Source organism: Microcystis aeruginosa NIES-843, assembly GCF_000010625.1.
Classification (GTDB): Bacteria; Cyanobacteriota; Cyanobacteriia; order Cyanobacteriales; family Microcystaceae; genus Microcystis; species Microcystis aeruginosa.
This window is the reverse complement of the sequence record NC_010296.1, coordinates 2,769,722-2,795,278: the sequence shown is the minus strand read 5'-3', so window position 1 is coordinate 2,795,278 and position 25,557 is coordinate 2,769,722. Positions and strand designations below refer to the sequence as shown.

The window sequence follows — 25,557 nt, the reverse complement described above, 5'->3', positions numbered from 1 at the left end:
TTAAACTCCCCATTGTTTGAGCCAAAGATCGATACTGTCTTTTTGAATCTTTCGGAATTTAGCGGTATCGGCGTACTCTTTCCAAGCGCGTACACGAAATTTTAAAAAGTCTCCCGTATTTTTTTCATAGATAAGTTTTCCATCTCGTGCGACTTGATACTTCATTAATGGAGAACAGCGATCAAGTTCAATTAGATCGATCAAATCACGGTTTATCTCAAACAATTCACTCAAGATAGAGAGAGAAGTTAAGTAATCATTACTGATTTCCTTAATATGTGTTTGTCTGTTTGTTTCATCGTGTGAAATTGCCAAATCCCAATCGCTATCAGGTCTATGCTCTCCACGCGCTCTAGAACCGAAGAGAATTAATAGTTTTAAATTCGGTATTTTTTCCACAGTCGTGGTTATTCTATTGACTGTATTGATAATTTTCAATTCTTTCGTGTTTTTAACCATTTTCTGCCTCCAAGAAATCTAGATATTGAACGATCGAGCGTTGGTAGCGGGGATAATCTCGTAAAATATTAGCGATCGAGGAATGAACGATATCGGGATCAATTTTCTTGTATAGGTGTACGAGTAAGTTTCTTAATTTAATAGACTCGGCCAGTTGAACGGCTAGGTGTTCTTCTAAAATTCCCAGTTCTACGATTTGAAATAAAGCGTCGCGAGCATTATTCGGAGACTCGATATCTAAACATTTTAAAATCTGGTAATTGATATCGATGCCAGTTTGAACGATAAGCTGAATTAACCTTTCTATGGCTAATTGACGTTCTCTTAATGTACGATAATCCTCTAAGGTGATCGAACCGTACTCGCTAAGTTCGGCGAGGTATTGATTCATGAGGTTTAATTCGTCTATCGTGATCAGAGGTTGAATAGCATTTACACTCCTTTTTCTCGTAGAGAAATCTCTAGATTATTCCGTAATTGACGGTATAACGCTTTCGATTCTTCAGGATTCATGAGAAATTTTTCTTTAAATCCCTCGAATATTCCCGTTTCCCGTTCGTATAGAAGTTGACCATCCCGTGCGACATAATGAGCGAGGATCGGCGAACATTCTTTTAAATCAACCACATCAATTTTGTCATCGGGAATCTCTAAAGCTTGTTCGAGCAGTGAATAAATTTTCAATAGACTCGAAATATCCTTTTGATCGCTTCTTTCCTCGTATAAAACAGCGAAATCCCAATCGCTATCAGGTTTATGCTCTCCACGCGCTCTAGAACCGAAGAGAATTAATAGTTTTAAATTCGGTAGTTTTTCGACAATAGCCGTAATTTTTTCTACTAGCCTATTCATATTTAGCTCCCATCAAAAAATTGGCAAGAATCCGATGGATATATCGATCGATGTCCCTAGCGTCTGTCTATGTCTATTATCAAACGCGGAGGAAGCAAAGAGCAACTAAATCCCAGAAAAAGTGTCCGTACACTTTGACTCCCTCATCTCTTGGTAGCCTCAAACGGCATCAACAGATCCACACCTCACCCCCTTGACCTTTGAACCGATGAGCGAGAGTATCCAACAACAAAGCCGATTGACCGATCGCTATAGAATAGGGTGACAGGGGAGAATGAAGACTACTCTCGTCACTAATCGGATAGATACCAAAGTGCATCGGTAATTGTAAGCGTTGGCGAACTGCAGCGACGGGATAGGCAAGAACGAAGCTAACCAGAGCCAGATCCCGTAACTCCCGACTAATTCGATCGAGCCAAGGATTATCTGGTTGCCAAACACCGATTCCCGTCAAAACCTGTACTTTCCACGCGGAGGCAATCTCGCCTAAATCGCCGTCGTAGGTAAAGCGCCAGTTTAACCGTTCCTCTCGATATCCCTTTAAATTCAGAAACGTGAGACAATAATCGAAACGTCCGCGCGCGATCGGTGTTTCCGTGGCCTCGATCTGGCGCTTAAACTCGCCTTTTCTCCACACCTCCACCTCTAGATTACCGAGAATACTGGGTAAATCGTAGGTTTTAAAGCGATCGCCCTCCTCTGGTTCCGTCGAATCGTATAACCCGCATAGTAACGGACTCGACCCGCGAAAACTAGACGCATCCTCGAAAATCGGATTACCGTTTTTCCCCGATAACTCCTTCCATTCGTCGGCCCATCCTTTCACCCGACCGGCGACCCGTTTTAAACTGGTATCGAAAACCTCCTCGCATTCCTGTTGAAACTTCTGGCGACTTTCCCCGTATTGGGATTTGATCTTCGGACTCCCTAAATTCCACCAGAGTTGAAATGATTGTACCGCTCCCCAACGTTGGTAATAACCCTCGAAATTATTGATATGACGGTAGTTACTCTTGATGGCCTCCTGTAGCTGAATTCGGTCATACCGTTCCCCAACTTGTAACGGCGCGTCTTTCTTCTCGAATAACCGTTCTAGGAAAAATTTCGGAACCAGAGCGATCGCTGTGAAGTTAGCAAATTTTACCGCCGTTCCCTTTCGATCGTAGCCGCTGTGACGGCCTAAACGGCCGAAACGTTGAATAAAATTTCCCGCATCCGACGACTCGAAAATGAGAAAATTAATCTTGAAGTCCACCCCCACATCGATGGTACTCGTTCCGATCACCAGATCACGATTTAAAGATGCCAACTTCTCCCGCGTTCCCGAAAGACCCGTATTTTCCCCCACTGTTAAACCGATAGTCGCCAATAATTCTCGGAAAATCGGCAGCAGACGTTTAACCGAAGCGATCGAATTGAGAATAATCGCGCCCTTGCTGCCGGGGTATCGCTTAAAATAGTCTAAAATTCGCTCTTTATTTTCCTTCAACCAATTTTCCGAAGTTTGAAAACTCGACGGTAAGGGAATAAAAGATAGCTCGATTTCCGAGGTTACTTGCCGCCATCCCTGTTGAGCGAGGGAATTGGCCTCTTCTGGGGTATCGGGAAACCGGTATTTTCCTTCTCTTACTGGGTCGATCGATCGATAGCGAAACCCCGCTTTATCCAATCGTTTTAGTAAACCCTCGTCGGGAGTTGCGGACAAAAACAGGTATCGTTTCCCACGATTGGCCCGTCGGATTAGAAGCATGGTATTGATAATACTGGCGACCTGTGGCGTGCCGAAAACGTGAAATTCATCGAATAGGAAGAGATCGAAATGTTTATCGATCCGGTTCCATAGCTGATCGGGGTTATCGTAGGGGGTTAAATAGGCCCCCCGATGCAGATAATGGAAAATATCGGGGTTAGTTAAGAGAATTTCCGACTGTTTCGATCGAGTCTCTAGAGCGATCGCTTTCGTTTTCCCATCCCGTTCGGCGTACAATTCCAACTCGGGCCCGGTTAAAAGATTGACCCGCGGTTGATCCGTTGGTTGAAATCGTTGAATATATGCCTCGATCTGACCCCGCTGATCCCGCGCCAGTTCGTTGGTTGGGTAGAGTCCCATAATCGGGAAATATCCTTGCAAAGTTCGCAGGTAGGCCGCTAGACTTTTCCCGTCCCCCGTCATGGCCGTATTGAAAATCACATCGATATCGGGATCGTTGAGTGCTTTCCACGTCTCCACCTGATGCCACGATAACCGCCATCCTTGCGGAACCTTGATCCCGTCCGGGATCTCGTCCGCGGGACAGGAATAGACCGGCTTGAGCGTTACTTGATAATTACCCACAAATTTATGTCCGTAACTTCTTGCTATCTTCCATAGTAACCAGGATAATAGGGATGGACAAGTACCTTAACAGAAAAAGTGTCCGTACACTTATAAATTATGAGCCGGATAGGACAATCGATCACTTTATCGGTCAGTGAAAAAGAAAAACAGGCCCTAGAAATCCTTGCCAGTGAATTCGGGCTATTTTGGGGAGATAAACCGAATATATCGAAGTTAATCAAAGAAATTGCCCGTAATAAGCTTAAAATCGCCCCTAATCACGACTGGAAGCCCGATCGCTTGCAGATGCTCCAACAGGCGATCGATTCTCTCATTGATGCCGGACAAATCCCCATCGCCCTAGAACTAACTAAACTACTATTAGAACGGAGCGAACTGCCGGGACCCTTACGGAAAGAGCTAGAAGGCCGCCTCGATAATCCTCCCCCACCATGGCGACTGGAACTCGATCGCTGCATTCTCCGACAACAACCGTTTCAGTTATCCTATCAGGATGCCGGCGATCGAATCTGGGAATTCCATCTTTACCATGCCGCTATCAATCGTCACGAGGATCGCTTATATCTCGATTGTTGGTGCGAGGAAACCGAGGGAAATCAAGATATTTCCGAACTACAGCATAATTGGAGTTTAAGGATCGATCGAATCCCCAACGATTCCTTAATTACCCCGATCCCTAGGGGCAAATGGCGCAATCAGCTTGATAGTGTGTCGGCCGAGTTTAAGCTATTCGATGGATTAGCTCGATCGTACCGGACTAAAAGCGCTATCGATATCGCCAACGAATTGATCTCGAACGATCCCCTCGTCCGGCAGATTACCCGACAGGTAACGAGTAGCTTCTGGTTTTTCCGCGAGATTCTTCCCTACGGAGAAGATTGCTTGCTGATCTCCCCGGAAAAAGTCCGCAAGCGTTTCTATGACAAGTTGCAGCGACTTTATCGGCGCTACGAGTCCTGAAAAGATTTTCGTCGCTGCTCAATCAAGGCATGAAAACTCACATCTGATAACTGATCACTGACCGCCGATTACTGATTTGACATTTGGGCGGTGATTACGGTGAGATCGATCGCCCTTTCCCCCCTTCTGATTCTTAGGGGTAAAGATTGACCGATCCCGGTTTTTTCCACCATTTCCTGTAACTCAGCGCCATCGCTAACCGGTTGATTATTAGCTTTGACAATCACATCCCCGCGACGGATCCCGGCTTTTTCGGCGGGGGTATTAGGTAGGACTTTCACCACCAAAATTCCCGACACTTCCGGGACGATCATGGCAGAATTGGGGTTTTGATTATTAGCCCGGGCTAAATCGGGAGTTAGATTAACCATCTGTACACCAATATAGGGATGGGCTACCTTTTGACCTGATTCTAGGGTTGCTTGTAACTGCTTGGCCCGGTCGATGGGAATGGCAAAACCGATGCCCATGGCATCGGCACGAATCGCCGTATTGATGCCGATGACTTCCCCTTGGGCGTTGAGTAAAGGACCGCCGGAATTACCCGGGTTAATAGCGGCATCGGTTTGGATAAAATCAATGCGTTTATCGGGAATACCAGCCTTAGCCGCCGAGCGCCCGATCGTGCTAATAATTCCTAAAGTTACCGTATTATCTAGACCGACGGGATTGCCTACTGCGATCGCCCAGTCCCCCACTTGTATGGATGAGGAATTGCCGAGGACGGCTACAGGTAAATTTTCCCCTTGGGGATTAATTTTCACTACGGCTAAATCAGTGATCTCATCAGTACCGCGTACTTCTCCTTTGAAGCTACGACCATCTTTTAAAGTTACCGTTACCTTATCGGCATTATCGACCACATGGGCATTAGTTAAGATTAAACCACTGCCATCGATAATAAAACCCGATCCCTGGCCAGCCACTCGCTGTTGGGTGGGAAGACGAAACTGTTCCCCAAAAAACTCCTGAAAAAAAGGATCATCAAAAAAGGGGCTATTGGGACGAGTAATGATCGCTTCGGTGTCAATTCGCACTACTGCCGCACCCGTGCGCGCCACTGCCTTAGCGACAAAACTTTCCGCCGTCATCTCCGGGGGAATTCTGGCCAGATCGGCGGCAGCAGTGGGCAGATTTTGAGCATTTACCGCCGCTAAACTGCTAAAACCGAGCATAACTCCCAGAAAAGTTGCTAAAGCGTGGGTAATAGTTCGCCGTAACCCTGTAGGAAGTTTCATACTTTGATCTCTGATTCTGATGTTTTGACTGTTTCTGTCTATTGGTTGACAGACGGACTATTAAAAATCTAACAAATCGATCGCTCCGTTTAAATCGATGGTTGACACCAAATCCGCCAGCAGACGGATTTGGTCATGGTTTGCCGTTTACTAGGGCTGGCTGAATAAATCTAAAAACCTTGTTGGATAAGGCTTTTAGACTTTTTTTCCCTCAAAAAGTGCCTACCATTGGAGTGATCGGGGGTAAAATTCCTGGACTTTTTCCCTGAAAATTAGGTAACTGACTACCTCAAAATCGGTAAAACCCTACACCCCACACCCCACACCCCACACCCTGCCCCCACGAAAAACTTTTTCAGCAGACCCTAACTAATCTCTGATCACTAGGGGCGATTGCAGGGTAATATTTAAATCTCGATCGGGGTTAACAGAGTATAACTGCACGGAACTACCACCGACAATTCCCGCCGCCGGTAAGCCCCATCCTGCAAGGGTTCCCACGGCTGCCCCCGCTAAGACATCGAGAACTTCGATCTTGCGATCGCCCGTAAGAGCAGCGATCGCTGTGGCTGCCCCCGCACCGGCGAGGGTTCCCCCTAAGATATCTTGAGTTTTTGCCCCTTTACGCAGGGTTTCAGTGGTAGTAATTAATCGCGAAGTGGCATTGAGGGGAATGGTGCGATTACCCCCATCGAGGCGAATTTCATCGGCAATAAACCGCACACCTCGGCCCGCCGCTTCTAAAGTACCCTTGACTTCACTTCCCGCTGCAATCACCACAATCCCATTCCGGTCACGAATATCTCTGGCTACGGTTAAAGTCAGAGGAATAACATCACTTTTAGAAACTAAAATTTTATCGGCTTTCTCGTAATTCAAAGGGATAACTGTTCCCACCGGAATCGAGATTTGTTGAGCGATGAGACGTTGCCGATTAATATTACTTTGAGCGAGGACGGGAAAAGTACCGGACATCGACCCCATGAGCAGGGTAATCAGTAAAGCTGTGCTGGCTCTAGTAACAGGATTCATAGACATAGCGGTTATCCTCTCAAAAAACAACAGTGAACTTTCTCTGTTTCTAGATTATTTTTTTCTGTCTGTCATGTCAGTCCCCTCAACAGGGAATTTTTTCTCTCTCTATAGGGAAAAAAGTGGAGTGGGGAAAGTTTCCGCATTTTGTCCATCGACCGCAAAAGAGAGCCGAAAAGCCTAGAATAGTAAAAAACCTCGGATTGCCATCGTCTATGGAACTCGCTGCCGGAAAAATCCTTAGTCATCGCTACCAAATTATCCGTCAATTGGGAAAAGGGGGATTCGGACAAACTTTCTTGGCCTGCGATCGCCAGTTACCCAATCAAAATCGCTGTGTGATCAAACAATTTAAACCCCAGTGCCAGGATGCCGAAACTGTAGCCATCGCTAGACGACTCTTTGAAACCGAGGCGAAAATCCTGCAAGAATTGGGCATTCATCGCCATATTCCCTGTTTATTTGCTTATTTTGAGGAAAATGGGCAATTTTTCCTCGTGCAAGAATACATTGAAGGGGAAGATTTAGCCAGAGAAATTACTGCCGGTGTCTATAGGCAAGATGAAGGGAAAGTGGTGGCTTTATTAACAGAAATTCTCTCAATTCTCGAATTTGTCCATCACAAACAGGTGATCCATCGCGATGTTAATCCCTTTAATCTTATTCGTAGCAGCCAAGATCATCAATTGGTTTTAATTGATTTTGGTGCTGTCAAACAAATTAGCACTCAAGTGGTTAAAGAAGGTAAAACCGTTTCTACCATCGCTATTGGTACCCCTGGTTATTTCCCCAGTGAACAGGCCCAAGGTTATCCGCGTTTTAGTAGCGATATCTATGCCGCCGGTATGATTGGATTACAAGCTTTAACCGGTAAAGATCCCGAAGATATTCCACTGGATGCTCGCACGGGGGAAATTCTCTGGCAACATTTGGCCATGACTAGCGCCGAGTTTAGTTATATTATCGAGCGCATGATCCGCTATGATTTTCGTCAGCGTTATACCAGTGTCAGTGAAGCATTAATCGATCTGAGAAAATTAGAGAAAATTCATCATCTCGATCCGAAAACTACCCAGTCGGTGAAACCTCAAGGTCCGATTGCTCGTCCAGGGAAATCTTGGCTAACAAAAATCCTGGTTGTCTCTGGGACAATTGGCTTAATAGCGGGCGCTTATCTGGGTTTTGATTATTGGCAAAATTCTCGTAATTCTCTTGATTACTATCAACAAGGTCAGACTTTTTATCAACTCAAACGCTATACTGATGCCCTTAATTCCTATGGTCAAGCCTTAAAAATTAATCCCGATTATCTTGAGGCATTGCAAGGAAAAGCTGATGCTTTATTAGCTTTAAAAAGATACTCGGAAGCTTTAAATACCTACGAAAAAGCTATTCAAATTAACCCAGATTCCGCTTGGCAAGCTTGGCTCGGTCGCGGGCAAGCTTTAGATAAATTAGGCAAAAATCAGGAGGCTTTGGAAAGTTTTGATCGGGTCTTATCTTTTAATCCTGCCGCTAGTCAAGCTTGGCAAGGTAAAGCCGATATCTATCTAGAACTGCAACAATATTCCGCCGCCCAAAAAGCTCTTGAAAAATTGTTAACTTTTCAGCAAAATGATGCCAAAATATGGTACAAAAAAGGCTGGTCATTACAGAATCTTGAGGATTATGAAGGGGCAGTTAAAGCCTATGATCAGGCTCTAGCGCTCGAATCGGATAATGCCTTAATTTGGTATCAAAAAGCTAATAGTTTGTATCAATTAAATAAAATTAATGATGCTTTAGAAAGTTATAGCAAAGCCGGACAATTTAATCCCCAATTTTCCCAAGCTCACTATAGTCAAGGGATTATTCTGCAAAAATTAGGTCGCAAGTCAGAAGCTTTGGAGGCATTTACTCAAGCAACTAAAGCCAATTCTAATTATTATCAAGCTTGGTTAAATCAAGGGGCATTACTTCATCAAATGGAAAGATTTCAAGAAGCGATCGCATCCTACGAAAAAGCTCGCCGCATTTCTTCCCAAAAAGCCGAAGTTTTTATCGGTATCGGTAACGCTTGGTATCGTTTAGGCGACTATTCCCAAGCCATAATCGCCTATCAACAGGCGATTCAAAGACAAAAAGATAACCCCGAAACCTGGAAAAGTTTAGGCAATAGTTGCTTTAAACTCGGTCAATACGAGCGAGCGATTCAAGCTTATCAAGAATCACTTCGTTATCGTTCCAATGACCGAGAAGTGCAAACACAAAAACAACTGGCAGAAACTCGCTGGCAAGAACTTCAGCAATCTTCCCAAAACCAAACCCCCAAAGTCGATAATGAGGAACAGGTTCCCTAACTTCCGCTCTTTTTCGGCAGCTTTATCGCTTTTTGCCGGTATTTCTCGGCAATAGTTCCCGTCCTTGATAAAACTGTTTTATCAGTTCTCCCAAGCGCCAATAAACTGCCACCATAAGGACAGTTAATGCTGTCAGCACTGTCACGGGAAGGAGGGCCGATTGACCGAAAATTAGGGCTAAAAGTGGTAAAGATAGACCAAGAACAATAGCGATCGCTAATGTTAACCCCCGCAGACGATTAATATTTTTTAAAGCCCCTTGACAAACAGCACAATTTTTGGTATGGGAGTGATAGCGTTCCAGGAGAATCTCTTTTGATTGTCGGGGGGGAAAAGGTTGACCGGCGAAAGGATCAGCTTGGTATTGATTAACCCAATTGCGATACTCAAACACGAATAAATCCGCTTTGGTAGGGAGATAACAAGCTTGACTAAAATTCCGACTATCCCCCTGAGCTTGCAGATAACGCTCTTGATAGTAGAGAAAAATCTGATCATCTTCAAGAATAGCGTTTTGATTGATGTGGGAATACCAAGTGGGGGTAAGCTTAATGAAGAATTTCGGCAGTTTAGAGTTAAATTTAAAGGGAAAACGAGCAAAGAGACGACATTCTCCCTGACGGATTGGAGTTGCATAGACAGCTGTTAAAGTCCGTCCGAACTTTTCCGAGGTGAGATCGTGGTAAATGAATCCGGGGGCGATAAAATTGCTGTATTGTTGACCTAATTTACCTTTACGCGGTCCTTCGGGCCAAATTCCCTTAAATCCCTGACGATTGGACTCGATAATTTCTAACTCCATAGGAGCGGCATTGGCCCGATTACCGATGGTGAGATGATGGGTATAGGGAACATGACTAGAATCGATAATATTTTCGATTAAAGTGACGGCCGAGTAGGGTAGATCTCGAAAGGTATCCAAACAAATCCAAGCATCGGCATCCTCCTCCATGGGTTCAATAATTGGAATCGCAGTCAGGGGAGCATTTTCGGGATTACCCGCATAAACGAATAATAATCCCTGACGGATAGCCGTGGGAAAAGACCGCACACAAGCGCGTCGAGAGGTGTTAGCTTGACTGTTTTCCGGTTGTTGGGGAATAAATTCACAGTTTCCTCCTCCGGAAAAAGACCAACCGTGATAGGGACATTCTAGATGTCCGCTTTCGTTAAGACGACCTTCTGAGAGAGGAGCGAGGCGATGGGGACATTTATCCTCGAAAACTCGCCATTCTTGCTGATTTTTGTCCCACCAAATCACTAAATCCTCTTCTAGTAGGGTAAAGCGTTGGGGCTGCTTTTTGTCTAAATCTTTGACGTAGTAGATAGGATACCAAACTTGACGACAATCAAAGCGATCGATATCTGTTCCCCCGACGGGATGGGTAGCAGTGCTGGTCAGCATAAATTTTAAAATAAGTTAACATTTCTCCTCCAAAATCTAACAAATTTAATCGACAAAAGGGGACAGATGCCGGTATCTGCTGGGGAAACAAACACTGGGGCTATATTTTGGGGTGATAATTAAAGGGTAGTCTCCCATCGATAAAGCGAGAATGGGAGAAGGATCAAGATAAAACTAAGGGGAGTTTACCAGAATGTCCGGAGAAACCGTCACTTATTCCCTAGAAACTGTCTTAAAGGATATCAAAGACAGCGTTAAGGATGTTAGTCAAAAAATAGATAATCTACAAAGGGACGTTAATCAAAAATTTGACAAGATTGATGAGCGCTTTGACAGAATCGATGAAAGATTAAATAAAGTAGAGATAGGATTAGCTACTTTGACCGAGAAAGTCGTAGGGATGGATAAACGACTGGAAAAGGTGGAAAACGAACAAGTTAAATCGATAGGATTGGTCGCTTTAACCGAGAAAGTCGGGGGGATGGATAAACGACTCGAAAAGGTGGAAAGTGAACAGGCTACCATGATTAAAGCTATTTCCGACCTCCAGGGATTCCGAGGTCTGATTCTGCCGATCATCGTCGGTGCGCTCAGTGCTACTATTGGTGCGGTGATTACCGTAGCGGCAAAAATGTTGTTGATCGGCAATAGTCCCTGATCGAGATAAGATTAATTCTCGTGGTGATAGGGAGGACATTTGTGAATAAACTAAGCATTCTGGTTCTGCACGGGCCGAATTTAAACCTATTGGGGAAAAGAGAGCCGAATCTCTACGGTAACGTCAATTTAGAGGCGATTAACCGGTTTTTAAACGAAGAAGCTACCCGTTTAGGGGTGAATTTAACCGCACACCAGTCCAATCAGGAAGGGCAATTAGTGGACTGGATTCAGCAAGCATGGGGTCAGCATGACGGTATTTTGATTAATGCGGGAGCTTATACTCACACCAGTATCGCCATCCGCGACGCACTATTAGGCACAAAAATGGCCTGTGTGGAAGTACACTTAAGCAATATTTACAAACGCGAGTCTTTTCGTCATCATTCCTACATTGCCGATATAGCCATCGGACAGATTAGCGGTTTTGGGGCCGAAAGTTATCGCCTAGGATTATGGGCATTAGTCGATTATTTGCAAAAGAATAGAGAAGGCTAATTAGGGCTTGCTCAATAAATCTAAAAACCTTGTTGGGTAAGACTTTTAGACTTTTTGGAAACCAAAAAGTACCGTATCCCGGAGTGATCGGGTGGAAAATTCAGGGACTTTTTCCCTGAAAATTAGGTAATTGACCCCCTCAAAATCTCTAAAACCCTACACCCTACACCCCACACCCCACACCCTGCCCCCACCGAAAAACTTTTTGCCGCAAACCCTAATTAGGCAAGGGATTCTCCCACTTCTAAGAGGGGACAAAAGGGAAAATAGGGGGAAACCGTCCAACGATAGAATTTTTTGCTGCTGGTGGACTGAAGATTAAAACGCAGGGAAACAAAGGGGAAAAAGGGAGATACGGAACAATTCCAACTGAAAGCCGGCTTAGAAGTGCTATTATCGCCCTGGAAAGACCAAGCAGGGTATTGAAAAACCTCCCGGACGAGGGATTTTCCTTCATCGCTAACTTGGGCGCAGCTGCGACTAATGCCCGAAACCAAACAGAGACTATTACTGACACAATTATCATTAGAAGCCACGATCAAGAGAGCTTCCCCGGTGGTGGTTAGTTCAAAAGCGATAAAATCTCCAGCTTGCCAACGACTAAGGACTTGTCCCTGGGCATTCTGGTAGATAGCGCTGCAGTTTTCGGGATCGAGAAGACGATTACTATCGGGATCTAAGTAACCGCAAACCTTTCCCATCAGACGAGTTCCATCCTGAAACCCATACACCCAATCAAAGGTATCGATGTTAGCAGCCCCTTGATTGCTTTTGTTGACCAATAGTAATCGATCGCTGACCACGGTTATTAATTCTCTATAAAACTAAGTAGTCGTGCAAAATTAATTTCTTGGTTAGGATAGGCAGTCATGCAAAAGGCAAAAGACAAGAGCTAGTGAGATATGTGTAATTAATTTTGCCTAGGGACTTAAGCTTCCCTTAATAACAAAGGTATCACTAAATACCAATTTCCCAACGAAAAGATTTATTAAGTTTAACTTCTCGTCCCTCTGGAAGAGTGAACTGGTCAGCTTAAATCAAGGCCAAAACCTGCTATCTTATGGGGAGACAAAAATTATCTAGATCTTGTTTTAGCGAGTGGTAGTAAGGGCATGGCGTACAAGCGGGTATTATTAAAACTGAGTGGGGAGGCTTTGATGGGCAATCTCGGCTATGGGATCGACCCGATGGTGGTTTCCGCTATCGCCCAGGAAATCTCCGAAGTGGTTGCTCAAGGCATCCAATTGGCGATCGTGGTCGGTGGGGGCAATATTTTTCGCGGGGTGAAAGCCGCCTCGGCCGGCATGGATCGGGCCACGGCCGATTATATTGGTATGATAGCAACAGTCATGAACGCTATGACCTTGCAGGATGCCCTAGAACGAGCGCAAGTACCGACTAGGGTATTAACGGCGATTGCCATGCAGGAATTAGCTGAACCCTACATCCGCCGGCGAGCAATCCGTCATCTGGAAAAAGGTCGGGTGGTGGTTTTCGGTGCGGGATCGGGTAATCCTTTCTTTACCACCGATACCACGGCGGCCCTGCGCGCTGCCGAAATCGATGCGGAAGTGGTGTTTAAAGCGACGAAAGTGGATGGAGTTTATGATTCCGATCCCTCCCATAACCCTAACGCGCGACGCTTTCAAAGTCTTACCTACGGTCATGTGCTGACTCATGATCTGCGGGTGATGGACGGGACTGCGATCGCTCTGTGCAAGGAAAATAATATCCCGATAGTCGTTTTCGATCTGTCGGTGACAGGTAATATTGTTCGCGCTGTCAAAGGTGAACCCGTTGGAACATTGGTAGGAGGATTCTGTGAAGTTAGCTGAAGTTCAAGACCAGATGCAGAAAACCGTCGAATCAACCCAGAGAGCTTTTAATACGATTCGTACCGGCCGGGCAAATGCTTCTCTTTTAGATCGGATCGTGGTGGAGTATTATGGCATGGAAACTCCCCTCAAGTCCCTAGCGACCATTAGCACTCCCGACGCGACCACGATCGCGATTCAACCCTTCGATCGTACCAGTATGGGGGCGATCGAAAAGGCGATTTCTCTCTCGGACGTGGGTTTAACCCCCAGCAATGACGGTCAGACCATTCGTTTGAATATCCCTCCCCTCACTAGCGATCGCCGCAAGGAATTGGTCAAATTAGCGGCGAAATTGGCCGAAGAAGGAAAGGTGGCTATCCGCAATATTCGCCGGGATGCGATCGATGCTATCCGTAAACGGGAAAAAGGTCACGAAATTTCTGAGGATGAATCCAGGGATTTACAGGATCAAGTGCAGAAATCCACCGATAAATTTATCGCCAAAATCGAGGATTTATTAACGACAAAAGAAAAAGATATCATGACCGTTTAAGTTTTTTTCTCCTCATGGATAGAACAGGCTTTTTGTCTGTTCTATTTAGCTTTTTATCCCTATTTAAAAGGTATAGGGGAGTGAGAAGGTTTGGGGGTGAAGTCTTTCCGTATCGCGGCATCTCAGGTTCTACCATTTTCTTTATTCGTGGCAGGCATCCTACTCCCCCTCTCCCACCCCCGCCTTGGGGGCAAGGGTAATTAACCATCTCTGCCATTACTTGAGAAAATTTCTTCTTTCTGCTAGTTGATTGATCATAATAGCCGTACATTTTAGATCATGAGTAATCACTAAACAAGAATTTTTTTCTGGTAATAATTGTTAAAATTGAGGCAGTTTTAAAGCATCATTATGACGGGTATTATACTAAATAGGGTTATTAAAAACTGATTATTTATCCCCCCCTTTTGCCTGTCCTTATAAGTAGCATTATGCTCAACGGATTTAGTATTATTGGTTGCTATGCGCGGAGATAGGAGTCGTCAATCAGCCAAAAAACTTTGGGGCCAGTTTACCCGGTGTTTACCGACAATGTGCTGTTACTTACACAGACTTTTGGGAGTCCTATAAGACAGTAATTCCCAGTAAACGTCATCGACCAGTCGGTCAAGAAACTGGTCAAACTAATCCTATTGAAAGATTAAATAATACCTTTCGACAAAGGATTTCTCGGCTGGTGAGAGAGAGTCTATCTTTCTCTAACAAAATGAAGAATCACGTTGGGGAGCCTTTTGGTATTTTATCCATGACTACAATGCACAGCAAAGCAAAGGATTAAGCCGCCATCACTACTACCGAATCACCACCCTCTATCTTTCTATCTGTCTATCCACTAGGATAATGACCTTGCAATCAAAAGTTCATGTCTGCGTCACAGTAAGTTCATATCCCCTGCCTAAATTAGAGATAGTCAGTCCCAAGCCGTTTTCCGAAACACTCCTCTCACACCCACGATTATTAGGACTGACTTTTATTCCCTTCTCAGAATGGTTAAACAATAAAAACTATGACTCGCAATATTTTTAACGATAATATCTCCCCGCGCAACGAAGGCAATCCTAAACGCTCCAAATCTTCTGCAATGAAAAAACTTTTTGCCTATTCCTCTTTACTGGTTTTGGGTGCCGGGTTAGGCATCGGTGCCACCTACGCCTACAGTCAAAATCCTCTAGAATTAGCCCAAAATATTGCCCCCGCTGCCACTAATCCTCGCCCCTCCACACCGGCCGCAGCCGCTCCCTCAACCCTAGTTATGCCCACCAATTTTGTCGCTTCTGTGGTGCAAGAAGTGGGGCCGGCGGTGGTGAGAATTAATGCTTCTAGGGAAGTCAATGGAGGCGGTGATTTTTCGGAATTTGCTAACGATCCTGTTTTCCGTCGCTTCTTCGGTTCTCAAATACCCGAGCGAGGAGAAAAACAAGTTCAAAGAGGTACGGGTTCGGGGTTTATTATCAGTAATGACGGTAAAATTATCACCAATGCTCACGTTGTCGAGGGAGCAGATAAGGTGACTGTCACCCTCAAAGATGGTCGCACTATTGATGGTAAAGTTTTAGGTAGTGATCCTTTAACTGATGTGGCAGTGGTACAGGTGGAAGCGAGCAATTTACCCAGGGTTAAATTAGGTAATTCTGATAGTTTACAGGTGGGAGAATGGGCGATCGCTATCGGCAATCCTTTGGGATTAGATAACACTGTCACCACGGGGATTATTAGTGCCAAGGAACGCAATGGCTCCCAAATTGGTGCTAGTGATAAACGGGTGGATTTCCTGCAAACCGATGCGGCAATTAACCCCGGAAATTCCGGCGGACCTTTGTTAAATGATCGCGGAGAAGTCATCGGAGTTAACACTGCTATCATTCAGAATGCCCAGGGTTTAGGTTTTGCTATTCCGATTAAGACTGCCCAAAGAATCGCCGAACAATTAATCGCTACGGGTAAGGTGGAACATCCCTATCTCGGTGTTCAAATGGTACAGTTAACCCCGGAGGTAAAAGAACAATTAGCCGATAGTCCTATGGCTGATAATTGGACTATCCCCGATGATTCTGGTGTCTTGTTAGTGCGGGTGATGAGAGATTCTCCTGCCGCAGCAGCGGGATTGCGATCGGGTGATGTGTTAAGATCTGTAGGTGGTAAGAATGTCACCGATCCCGATGCGGTTCAGGAAATTGTTGCTAATACTCAAATCGGCGATAATTTACCCGTAGAAATTAGCCGGGAAGGACAAAAAATTAATCTGAATATTCAAGTGGGTAGCTTGAATACTGCTAACAAATCCTAGTCTGGAAGATAAGTGGTAGAAGACCTAAACTTTATAGAGAGCTTGTTACTAAGCTCTCTATATTTCTGGTTTTACTTTTGCCTCTTGAATCGAATAATTATAGCATTTATCTTAATGGTGAGATAAGTAGGTAGTCGTTAAAAATTATCAGATACCCCCCTTATCAAGGGGGGATTAAGGGGGGATCAAGGGGGGATTAAGGGAGAATCGAAAGATAGTTAAATACTTGACCCTAGGCTGACAATTTTACCGTTGGGAGATAGAAAATAAAAACCGCTCGTAAGCTCGATTAATTTTTTGCATAATTTTAATCGCCATGACGGAGGAATTGTGATCGGGGTGATACTGACGAGCAAGCTGATAATATCTTTGCTTAACTTCTGAAAAACTGGCATTCTTAGAAACTTCTAAAACCTCCCACCAATCGTCGGAATCTGGGGGGAATATTTCTAATTCTCCTAACATTTCTGACCATATTTTTACCTTATCTCCATAACTACCTGTAATTAAAAAGTGACCGTCAGGACTAAATTTTAAGGGAGCAGTTCCCCGTAAAATTTTAATTAATTCTCCTGTTTGTCCTTGCCAAATTTTAATTTCTGTTCGGGAAGCACTAGCAATTAGATGGCGATGAGGATTAATAGCAATACTGATAATTGCCTGCTCGTGTGCCTGCCAACTTTTAATAATTTCTCCTGTCTTTATATCCCAGATTTTAATCGTTTTATCACTACCGCCACTAATTAGATATTGACCATCATTACTAAAAGCTAAACTGTTAACGGCTGCCCTGTCACCGATAAAAGTTTGATAAGCATAACTATTATCAAATCGCCATAATTTAATAGTTTTATCATCACTACCACTAGCAATAATTTGGCTATCGGGACTAATAGCACAGGTATTAACTGCCTCCTCATGACCGATTAAAGTTCGCTTTAATTCTCCTGTATGATAACCCCAGATTCGCAGAGTTTTGTCATTACTAGCACTAACAATAAATCTTTCATTGGCAGCAAAAGCTAATTGTAAAATTACACCATCGTGGCTATGGGGAGCATTGACACGAGCGAAAAAACTACTTTTATACTGCTTAGTGTCTAATTGCCACTGACTAATTCTGCCATCCAATCCACCAGCAATAATCGATTTACCGTTAGGACTTATAGCCAGAGTTTGGATCGGTTCATTAACTCCCACAAAGGAATAAATTAATTTACCCGTTTCTCGCTGCCAAAGTTTTATGGTTTGATCTTCTCCCGCACTAGCGATAATTTTACCATCAGGACTAACATCGATCGCCCCAATATTTGCCTGATGACCTTTAAGAGTTTGGAAACACTGCCAAGATAAACGCTCTGGAATAGTAATTTCTGTAGAATCTAACTGTTGATTTTCCTGAACAGATACTTCTTCTAACAGTTGCTGTAATTCTGCTTCTAGATTTTCATATTTCCCCGTAACTTCTTGCCAAAATAAAGCTTCTTCGTACTCTCTAGTAATGCGATCAAAAAATTCTAGATTCCTATAAAAATTATTGTCGGAGTAGGTGGGAGATAACATTTTCATCACTCCGTAGATTCCTAACCCGACTAGGCCGCCAGCGATTGCCATAGAACCAACACCAACACCGAAAGCTGTACCTTTAACTGCGACTCCCACACCCCCAAAGGTAGAGTAGATACCGATTCCGCCAAGGCTTCCTATTCCCAAAGCTAACCCGACATTGTGATCGTTTGTTTCTAGTCCTTGCAGACTGGCATAAATTGCCGAACTTGTCAGGATGCCAATCCCCGTCATTCCCACTAAACCGACGCTTATACCGCCAAATCCGCCGACTAAGCCAATATTTCCCAGACAAGCAGATAAATTGGCTCCTGTGACTCCACCGACGGCGGGAATAACAAAATCGAGCTTTTTAGCCATATTTTTGCGAAATAATCAAGTTAGTCATCGGGTTTCTCCCATAGAGTGTAGCCTAGTTTGTTATCGACGACTGACTCCCCAAAACGGTACTTTTCCCTCCTGCCCCCTGCCGACCGCCTCTTTCAAGTCAGTCCCGATGAAAAAATTTTCACCCCCACAGATGAAAGAGGTTTCCTTCCCTACACCCCACACCCCACACCCCACACCCCACACCCTCTTTCCAGTCAGAGGCAATCAGGAAAAATGATAAGTATTTTATATGTAAATAGCTTCAATGCTTAAAAATATTTAAATTTACAATCGGTAATATTTATTTTTACTTAAGAATTTATTGAGAATAATTTTTATTTATTTACGAGGTTGCAATACTTCCAGCGATTCTGGTATGATTTTGCATTATGCTATGATGCCTCTTATTGTAATTTTTAGGGTTTTAATGATCTGGGTTGTCTTAAAACCCTTGCTAAATCTAGACTTTTCCCTTGGGCAAAACCAAACAGTTCCGCCAATTCTCCCTTTTTTTCCGAACAACGTTGATCTAATTTTTGTGTAGTTTTGTTGCAAAGTCAAATTTTTTTTGACAAAATGGCTAAATTGTGGTATGGAGATAGATTGTTGATAGGTGGCCATTCAAACCGAGGCAATCAATAATTAGGGGAGGGTTAGGGAATTTAACCGAAAATTGGGAAGATTCAGAAGAATTAGCCGAAGAACTGGATAATATCTTGGACGAGAGAACCTGATGGCTTATCTCTTTGATACCGATGCTATTGCGGAAAAATCAGCGATAAAACCCCTTTTTTACCGATCTAGCCTGGCTCTAACCCTTGGGAAAATCGGAAATTAGCTTAATCAAAAAATATGCTATAATCAGAATGTAAGCACAAGGGGCCGTAACGGTTTCGACAGGTTAGCGAAAGCTCCCCCGTGATACAGGTCGAGAGTGAGTCTCCTCTCGTAAATCAAAGGCTCAAACAAAAAGTAAATGCGAACAACATCGTTCCTTTCGCTCGTAAAGCCGCTCCTGTAGCTGCCTAATAGTCTCTAATCGACTCGAGCATTCATGGTTTGACTCCGTTAAGGACTATGGATAAACCCCCAACGGATGCCACGTTTAACTTTCTCTAGTTAGTTAACCGTCTAAGCTTTAACTAGAGCATCCCACTGTCCGGGATAAGTGACAGTCCCCGTTTCGAGGGTAATCGAAACTAAACCTGTGAATGAACGGACAGTCAATACCTAATTTGGACAGCAGTTCGACTCTGCTCGGCTCCATTGATTACTTTAATGAAAGACCTTCTCTCCCGCATGGACGGGGTACAAACACCGATTATTCCCGTGGTCGGTCAATTAATTAAAGCGAACCCTGGCACTATTTCCCTAGGTCAAGGGATTGTTTCCTATTATCCACCCCGGGAAGCGATCGAATCTCTATCTTTATTTTTAGCCAATCCCAAAAATCATCAATATCAATCTGTGGCGGGAATTCCCCCCTTATTAGCAGTAATTCGGCAAAAACTAGCCGAAGATAATCGGGTAGAAATCAGCGATAAACAGGCAATTTTTGTGACGGCGGGCAGTAATATGGCTTTTATGAATGCCATTTTAGCCATTACTTCCCCCGGGGATGAAATTATTCTCAACACTCCCTTTTATTTCAATCATGAAATGGCCATAAAAATGGCTGATTGTCAAGTTATTTTGGTTGCCACAGACAAAAATTATCAATTGCGTCCGGCCGCCATTGAAGAGGCAATCACGGAAAAAACTAAGGCAGTGGTGACGATTTCTCCTAATAATCCCACGGGAGTAGTTTATCCAGAAAATACCCTAAGAGAAGTCAATCGAATCTGTCAAAAAAAGGGCATCTATCACATTCACGATGAGGCCTATGAGTATTTTACCTATAACCATGCCCGCCACTTTTCCCCGGCGGCAATTGTTGGTAGTGAATCCTGGACTATTTCCTTATTTAGTCTCTCAAAAGCCTACGGTTTTGCCAGTTGGCGCATTGGTTATATGGTAGTACCAGAACATTTATCTGAGGCGATTAATAAGATTCAGGATACTATTTTAATCTGTCCGCCAGTGGTTTCGCAATATGCGGCACTAGGGGCGTTACAGGTGGGTAAAAGCTATCCTTTAGAACAGTTAAAAACCATCAGTCAAGTTAGAGAAATTTGCCTGAATGCTCTAGAATCAATCGGCGATATCTGTGATGTTGCCACTGCGGAAGGTGCTTTTTATTTCTTCCTGAAAATTTCTACAGACAAGAATGATTTTCAGTTAGTTAAAACTTTAATTGAGCGGCAGCGGGTGGCGGTGTTACCCGGTTCAACTTTTGGTCTAACAGAAGGCTGTTATTTGCGTCTTGCCTACGGTGCTTTATCTCCAGAAACGGCTTTAACGGCAGTAGAAAGATTGGTAAAGGGACTGCGTTATTTTAGTCAATGATTTTGAAGAATAAATACTGGCTTTCTTTCTTGGTTTTTACTTTACCACAACTGATGAAAAACCTTCTCTTGCCCATGGATGGGGTGCAAACACCGATTATTGCTGTGGTCGGTCAATTACTTAAAGCGAAGCCTGGTACTATTTCCCTAGGTCAAGGGATTGTTTCCTAATTATCCACCCTAGGAGGCGATCGAATATATTTCTTTAGACTAGGGGTTTGGCTGGCTGGTTTCCATAATCAGAATTGCTGACCTCTTGAGGGACAATTGACGGCAAAGCGCTTTTGATCTAGACTAGGGGATGCGGAATGCTCTGGCCTGAAAATGCAAACAATCTATTTTTATGCCCCTGGCGAAATCAGACAAAAAAATATCAAGGAAGACCAGACTCTATGGACAGGCGATCATAGCAATTTTACGGCTTGGATAGCCCAAACCTACTTTCATCTTAAACAAGCCGGCTTTCCCTGTGAAATAGCCAGAGAAATCCCAGAGCAAGGAATTTTAATCGCCGACCGAGATACCCTAGATAATGACTATCCTTTCCTGGATAAGGTCATGTTAATTTGTGTCAAAAGCGACAAAGAATATCACCCTTCGGCTCACCTACACATCGTTTATAATCCGTCTAATTGGGAGAAGGTTAAGGACTCTATTTGGAACCCCTATCTAATTAGTCATTGGCCGATGCCTGGGTTAATTCCCAGAGATAGGGAACGGAACACCCTAATCGAGAATATTTCTTACATTGGCACCAGGGGTCAGTTGGCACCGGAATTAAGGTCGGAAGCATGGCGAGAGTCTTTGGCCACTCTCAATTGTCATTGGATGCCGATTGGGGATAAATTTCAATGGAACAATTATACTAATCTAGATGTGATTGTCGCCGCGCGTAGTTTTGATTCTCGAAATTATCCTAATAAAGGTTCTATTAAGCTAATTAATGCTTGGCACGCCGGTGTTCCCGCCCTTTTGACTCCAGAGTTAGGCTTTTTAGCAGAAAGAAAGACGGAGTTAGATTTTATTATTATTCACTCTCTAGAGGAGGCAATTGAAGCAGTTCGTCGTCTGAAAAGTTCTCCAGAACTTTATCAAAAAATGGTTGAAAACGGTTATAAGAGGGCGAAAGAACACACAATTGAAACCACTTTAAATCAATGGATATCTTTTTTTGAAGATGTGGCTTTTCCTACCTACGAAAAATGGTCTGCTTTAAGTCAAATTGAAAAAAGATGGGGCTCTTCGTTACTTGGTATGGTTCGATAGGGGGGCATAAATCGACTAAATCCTTATCTGGCAAGAGTTCTATTGATTAGTTTGTTCTAGCTCGAAAACAATTGACAAAAATCGCATCAATGTCCTTCTCTATAAGGGTTTCATCCCTTATAACTCCGTCCATTGCATAGCACAAACCGAAGAACCAAAGATGGTTGTTCAGTCAGCGATATTTAGCTTTCAAATATGGCAGACAGAAACAGAAAATAAACAACCTTGGCAAGTCAAAGGCATAATTCAATTCTCGAGCAATTATTTCTCCTTCGTGTAAAAAATAGTTGACAGCCTTTCTCATCAAGATAACGACTCCCCAAAACCAGAGAGTTTGTACCTCACAATTAAGATAACTGCTATCAGATAACCTCTGATTCGATCTTTTGGGCTATTCTTAGTTTAGCCGAACGAGAACGAGGATTTTTAGCTTGTTCTTCTCGGCTGGGGATAATCGGCTTTTTCGTGATAATTTTCAAGGAATTATTTTCGCGAAAGCCATACTTGATCAGACGATCTTCTAGACTATGAAAACTGATCATAGCGATAATTCCCCTGGATTTTAGCCAGTGGGGGGCTTGATCTAACAATTGTTGGAGAGAATCTAATTCTTGATTAACAGCGATGCGTAGGGCTTGAAAAACCCGCGTTGCCGGATGAATACGTCCATAACGGTAACTAGCGGGGACAGAACTAGCGATGACAGCCGCTAATTCTGTAGTGGTAGTAAAGGGACGTTTTTGGACGATCGAGCGAGCAATAGGACGAGATAAACGTTCTTCTCCGTATTGATAAAAAAGATCTGCTAATTCTTTTTCGTGCCAATGGTTAATAATATCGGCTGCCGTTAGGGATTGACAGCGATCCATCCGCATATCTAAGGCTGCCGTGTGGCGAAAACTAAAGCCGCGCTCGCTCTGATCGAATTGGGGAGAACTGACTCCTAAATCGGCGATAATGCCATCAAAACTGCTATTTTGTCCGTCATAATCGGCGAAGTTCCCCCACCAGAGGGTTAAACGGCTATCTAGATAGGGGGCGAGACTAATTTTAGCGGCTTCTAGGGCGCTTTGATCGCGATCGATGGCGGTTACTGTCGTTTCGGGATGGGCTTCTAAAAGCAGGCGGCTGTGTCCACCACCCCCTAGGGTAAGATCGAGATAATGCCCCCCGGGTTGAATATTTAAGCCGGCGATTAATTCTTGACTCAAAACGGAAATATGGGGAAAATCTTGATTCATCTGCTGATAACTTCCTGAAAATGGCGATTTAACCTAGGGTTTGCTGAAAAAGTTTGTTGGTGGGGGCAGGGTGTGGGGTGTGGGGTGTAGGGTGTAGGGTGTAGGGTTTTACCGATTTTGGGGTAGTCAGTTACCTAATTTTCAGGGAAAAAGTGCCTGAATTTTACCCCCGATCACTCCAATGGTCAGCACTTTTTGAGGGGAAAAAAGTCTAAAAGCCTTATCCAACAAGGTTTTTAGATTTATTCAGCCAACTCTAACCTAAAAACAACTGATAGGCAGGATTTTGACTTTCATCCCAATAGCGATAGCCGAGAGTATCGAGAAAAGCTTGCCATTGATTCATTTCATCGGGGGGGACCTGTATGCCCACGACGATACGCCCGTAATCGGCTCCGTTATTGCGATAATGGAAAACGCTGATATTCCAGTGGGGACTCATGGAGGCGACAAATTTCATTAAAGCCCCCGGTCGTTCGGGAAACTCGAAGCGATAAAATAATTCATGGTCGGCTAAATGCGATCGCCCTCCCACCATGTGGCGCAGATGCAATTTAGTCAATTCATCATCGCTAATATCGAGGGTTTTAAAGCCGCAAGCTTCAAAACTCTCGGCTAATTTCTTGGCATCGGTGCGATTTTCGATCTGGGCGCCGACAAAAATATGTGCTTCTTTTTCATCGGCAATGCGATAACTAAATTCGGTTAGATTGCGTTTGCCGACACATTCGCAAAAACGCCGTAAACTGCCCGGTTGTTCGGGAATAGTCACAGCATACAACGCCTCGCGCCGTTCCCCTAATTCTGCCCTTTCCGCCACAAACCGCAGACGATCAAAGTTCATATTCGCCCCACAAGCCACAGCAACGAGGGTTTTATCCTCAATTCCTTCTCTTTCTACATAAGCTTTCGCTCCTGCTACCGCTAACGCCCCCGCAGGTTCTAAAATCGAGCGTGTATCTTGAAAAACATCCTTAATCGCCGCACAGATATCATCCGTATCCACGAGGATAATCTCGTCCACATACTGCTGACAGAGACGAAAAGTCTCCTCTCCCACCTCGCGCACCGCCACCCCATCGGCAAATAATCCCACTTGAGACAAACGCACCCGATAACCGGCTTTTAGGGATTGATTCATCGCGTCTGAATCCACAGGTTCCACCCCGATAATTTTAATTTCTGGGCGTAAACGCTTGACATAGGCTGCAATACCTGATATTAAGCCACCGCCACCAATAGCGACGAAAATCGCCTCGATCGGTTGCTGATATTGTCGTAAAATTTCCATACCGATCGTACCCTGGCCGGCGATTACCTCCGGGTCATCGAAGGGATGGATAAAAGTTAAGCCTTTTTCCGCTTCTAACTGCCGCGCGTAGGTGTAGGCATCATCGTAGGTGTCACCGTGCAGGACGACAATCCCGCCCCGGGCTTTTACCGCGTCGATTTTGACTTGCGGAGTGGTGACAGGCATAACGATAATCGCTTGGGTTCCCAATTGCCGCGCCCCCAAAGCGACTCCCTGGGCATGATTTCCCGCCGAAGCAGCAATTACACCTTTTTGTAACAAATCCCTTGACAAATGCGCCATTTTGTTGTATGCGCCGCGCAGTTTAAAGGAGAAAACCGACTGCATATCCTCGCGCTTGAGTAAAAGCTGATTGTGCAAGCGTTGGGAGAGATTGGGGGCAAGTTCCAAGGGGGTTTCTTGGGCGACATCGTAGACGCGTGCGGTGAGGATTTGAACCAGGTAATCGCAGTACATTATTCTTTTTTGGCGGTGGGGATTGGCGAGTCAGGCTAGGATACAGAATAGATCATCGTCAGTCCGGTTAGCAATAAAGAGCTATCAGCTGTCAGCCGTCAGCTTTTTGCTCTGTGTTCCCTACTTCCCACTTCCCACTGATGTAACCTCTCAATAACTGAACTTCCCCTGTATAAATATACTAGCTATGGCTCAAAGTCTTACAGAGCCTGAGTTAAAGCAATGTAATACTAATAAACTACTGGGTACAAACTCCTGAAATCCTTACGCAGACAGGGTTTGAGGCAAAATTTTTCAAATTTGACCCTTCGACCATTATAGCTTGTTTCCGGGCAGAAAACCATCAAAAACATGGCTACAGAGGGAATCGCTGACTCTAGAGATTAATGACACCATCTGTTACAATAAGGTTAGCGATCACTATACAGCCAACTCTACGGAATTGCTCTACTCTAGATACAGTCAACG

At 44.2% G+C, this 25,557-nt stretch carries 21 protein-coding genes, 1 other RNA gene and 2 pseudogenes; 11 read left to right on the top strand and 13 right to left on the bottom strand.

Annotated features, from left to right (window positions below; translation table 11 throughout):
* The 4 genes from mntA (MAE_RS13365) to cas3 form a co-directional block, all read right to left on the bottom strand.
* On the bottom strand, window positions 1-459 hold the full coding sequence (gene mntA / locus MAE_RS13365; protein WP_012266043.1) for a type VII toxin-antitoxin system MntA family adenylyltransferase antitoxin: 459 nt from the start codon (window positions 457-459) through the stop codon (window positions 1-3).
* On the bottom strand, window positions 452-850 hold the full coding sequence (hepT, locus tag MAE_RS13360) for a type VII toxin-antitoxin system HepT family RNase toxin (RefSeq protein WP_012266042.1): 399 nt from the start codon (window positions 848-850) through the stop codon (window positions 452-454). Before hepT ends, mntA (MAE_RS13365) begins: the two co-directional genes overlap by 8 nt.
* Window positions 851-891: 41 nt before the next feature.
* A complete protein-coding gene (gene mntA / locus MAE_RS13355) occupies window positions 892-1,311 on the bottom strand; it encodes a type VII toxin-antitoxin system MntA family adenylyltransferase antitoxin (protein WP_012266041.1) in 420 nt (139 codons plus the stop codon).
* A gap of 169 nt (window positions 1,312-1,480) precedes the next feature.
* Complete coding sequence (gene cas3, locus MAE_RS13350) at window positions 1,481-3,646, bottom strand: type I-D CRISPR-associated helicase Cas3' (RefSeq protein WP_012266040.1); 2,166 nt, start codon at window positions 3,644-3,646, stop codon at window positions 1,481-1,483.
* Between the two features lie 99 nt (window positions 3,647-3,745).
* On the opposite strand from cas3, the gene MAE_RS13345 reads away from it, so the two are divergent.
* The gene (locus tag MAE_RS13345) at window positions 3,746-4,609 is read left to right on the top strand and encodes a helix-turn-helix transcriptional regulator (RefSeq protein WP_012266039.1); all 864 of its coding nucleotides are present in this window, start codon (window positions 3,746-3,748) and stop codon (window positions 4,607-4,609) included.
* Between the two features lie 68 nt (window positions 4,610-4,677).
* Here the strand turns inward: MAE_RS13345 and MAE_RS13340 are convergent, their stop codons facing one another.
* Complete coding sequence (locus MAE_RS13340; RefSeq protein WP_012266038.1) at window positions 4,678-5,847, bottom strand: HhoA/HhoB/HtrA family serine endopeptidase; 1,170 nt, start codon at window positions 5,845-5,847, stop codon at window positions 4,678-4,680.
* Between the two features lie 369 nt (window positions 5,848-6,216).
* On the bottom strand, window positions 6,217-6,885 hold the full coding sequence (locus MAE_RS13335) for a hypothetical protein (protein ID WP_041804111.1): 669 nt from the start codon (window positions 6,883-6,885) through the stop codon (window positions 6,217-6,219).
* A 209-nt stretch (window positions 6,886-7,094) separates the two neighbouring features.
* Here MAE_RS13335 and MAE_RS13330 point away from each other — a divergent pair, with 209 nt between their 5' ends.
* Window positions 7,095-9,218 (top strand): serine/threonine-protein kinase, encoded by a 2,124-nt coding sequence (locus tag MAE_RS13330; protein WP_012266036.1) that lies wholly within the window; start codon window positions 7,095-7,097, stop codon window positions 9,216-9,218.
* Window positions 9,219-9,240: 22 nt separating this feature from the next.
* On the opposite strand, the gene MAE_RS13325 is transcribed toward MAE_RS13330, so the two are convergent.
* A complete protein-coding gene (locus MAE_RS13325) occupies window positions 9,241-10,623 on the bottom strand; it encodes a Rieske 2Fe-2S domain-containing protein (protein ID WP_012266035.1) in 1,383 nt (460 codons plus the stop codon).
* Between the two features lie 193 nt (window positions 10,624-10,816).
* Here MAE_RS13325 and MAE_RS13320 point away from each other — a divergent pair, with 193 nt between their 5' ends.
* Complete coding sequence (locus MAE_RS13320) at window positions 10,817-11,281, top strand: hypothetical protein (protein WP_002797922.1); 465 nt, start codon at window positions 10,817-10,819, stop codon at window positions 11,279-11,281.
* Window positions 11,282-11,322: 41 nt separating this feature from the next.
* The gene (gene aroQ, locus MAE_RS13315) at window positions 11,323-11,778 is read left to right on the top strand and encodes a type II 3-dehydroquinate dehydratase (RefSeq protein ID WP_002797921.1); all 456 of its coding nucleotides are present in this window, start codon (window positions 11,323-11,325) and stop codon (window positions 11,776-11,778) included.
* Window positions 11,779-11,999: 221 nt separating this feature from the next.
* On the opposite strand, the gene MAE_RS13310 is transcribed toward aroQ, so the two are convergent.
* On the bottom strand, window positions 12,000-12,581 hold the full coding sequence (locus MAE_RS13310; RefSeq protein ID WP_041804110.1) for a hypothetical protein: 582 nt from the start codon (window positions 12,579-12,581) through the stop codon (window positions 12,000-12,002).
* 309 nt (window positions 12,582-12,890) lie between these two features.
* On the opposite strand from MAE_RS13310, the gene pyrH reads away from it, so the two are divergent.
* The 4 genes and pseudogenes from pyrH (at window position 12,891) to MAE_RS13290 (ending at window position 16,435) form a co-directional block, all read left to right on the top strand.
* Complete coding sequence (pyrH, locus tag MAE_RS13305; protein WP_002800489.1) at window positions 12,891-13,613, top strand: UMP kinase; 723 nt, start codon at window positions 12,891-12,893, stop codon at window positions 13,611-13,613.
* Between the two features lie 13 nt (window positions 13,614-13,626).
* Entirely contained in the window at window positions 13,627-14,148 is a 522-nt protein-coding gene (gene frr, locus MAE_RS13300; RefSeq protein WP_228021067.1) for a ribosome recycling factor, read from the top strand.
* Between the two features lie 468 nt (window positions 14,149-14,616).
* A pseudogene (locus tag MAE_RS29645) lies at window positions 14,617-14,907 on the top strand (IS1 family transposase); the annotation flags it as partial.
* A gap of 247 nt (window positions 14,908-15,154) precedes the next feature.
* On the top strand, window positions 15,155-16,435 hold the full coding sequence (locus tag MAE_RS13290; protein ID WP_012266031.1) for an HhoA/HhoB/HtrA family serine endopeptidase: 1,281 nt from the start codon (window positions 15,155-15,157) through the stop codon (window positions 16,433-16,435).
* 246 nt (window positions 16,436-16,681) lie between these two features.
* Here MAE_RS13290 and MAE_RS13285 read toward each other — a convergent pair whose 3' ends face one another.
* Both MAE_RS13285 and MAE_RS36455 read right to left on the bottom strand, forming a co-directional pair.
* The gene (locus MAE_RS13285) at window positions 16,682-18,361 is read right to left on the bottom strand and encodes a DnaJ domain-containing protein (RefSeq protein WP_041804108.1); all 1,680 of its coding nucleotides are present in this window, start codon (window positions 18,359-18,361) and stop codon (window positions 16,682-16,684) included.
* 60 nt (window positions 18,362-18,421) lie between these two features.
* Window positions 18,422-18,595 carry a hypothetical protein gene (locus MAE_RS36455; RefSeq protein ID WP_158303523.1) on the bottom strand — a complete coding sequence of 58 codons (174 nt, stop codon included), beginning with the start codon at window positions 18,593-18,595 and terminating at the stop codon, window positions 18,422-18,424.
* A gap of 653 nt (window positions 18,596-19,248) precedes the next feature.
* Between MAE_RS36455 and ssrA the strand changes: the two genes are divergently transcribed.
* The 3 genes from ssrA (at window position 19,249) to MAE_RS13275 (ending at window position 22,080) form a co-directional block, all read left to right on the top strand.
* Window positions 19,249-19,639, top strand: a transfer-messenger RNA (tmRNA) gene (ssrA, locus tag MAE_RS27930).
* Between the two features lie 9 nt (window positions 19,640-19,648).
* A complete protein-coding gene (locus MAE_RS13280; RefSeq protein ID WP_041804107.1) occupies window positions 19,649-20,815 on the top strand; it encodes a pyridoxal phosphate-dependent aminotransferase in 1,167 nt (388 codons plus the stop codon).
* A gap of 323 nt (window positions 20,816-21,138) precedes the next feature.
* The gene (locus MAE_RS13275; protein WP_012266025.1) at window positions 21,139-22,080 is read left to right on the top strand and encodes a glycosyltransferase; all 942 of its coding nucleotides are present in this window, start codon (window positions 21,139-21,141) and stop codon (window positions 22,078-22,080) included.
* On the opposite strand, the pseudogene MAE_RS36450 reads toward MAE_RS13275, so the two are convergent.
* The 3 genes and pseudogenes from MAE_RS36450 to ilvA all read right to left on the bottom strand — a co-directional run bounded on the left by MAE_RS36450 (window position 22,004) and on the right by ilvA (window position 25,089).
* A pseudogene (locus MAE_RS36450) lies at window positions 22,004-22,225 on the bottom strand (hypothetical protein). The gene MAE_RS13275 and the pseudogene MAE_RS36450 overlap by 77 nt on opposite strands.
* 217 nt (window positions 22,226-22,442) lie before the next feature.
* Complete coding sequence (gene rsmH, locus MAE_RS13270) at window positions 22,443-23,321, bottom strand: 16S rRNA (cytosine(1402)-N(4))-methyltransferase RsmH (protein ID WP_012266024.1); 879 nt, start codon at window positions 23,319-23,321, stop codon at window positions 22,443-22,445.
* A 256-nt stretch (window positions 23,322-23,577) separates the two neighbouring features.
* Complete coding sequence (gene ilvA, locus MAE_RS13265; RefSeq protein WP_012266023.1) at window positions 23,578-25,089, bottom strand: threonine ammonia-lyase, biosynthetic; 1,512 nt, start codon at window positions 25,087-25,089, stop codon at window positions 23,578-23,580.
* Between the last annotated feature and the right edge of the window lie 468 nt (window positions 25,090-25,557).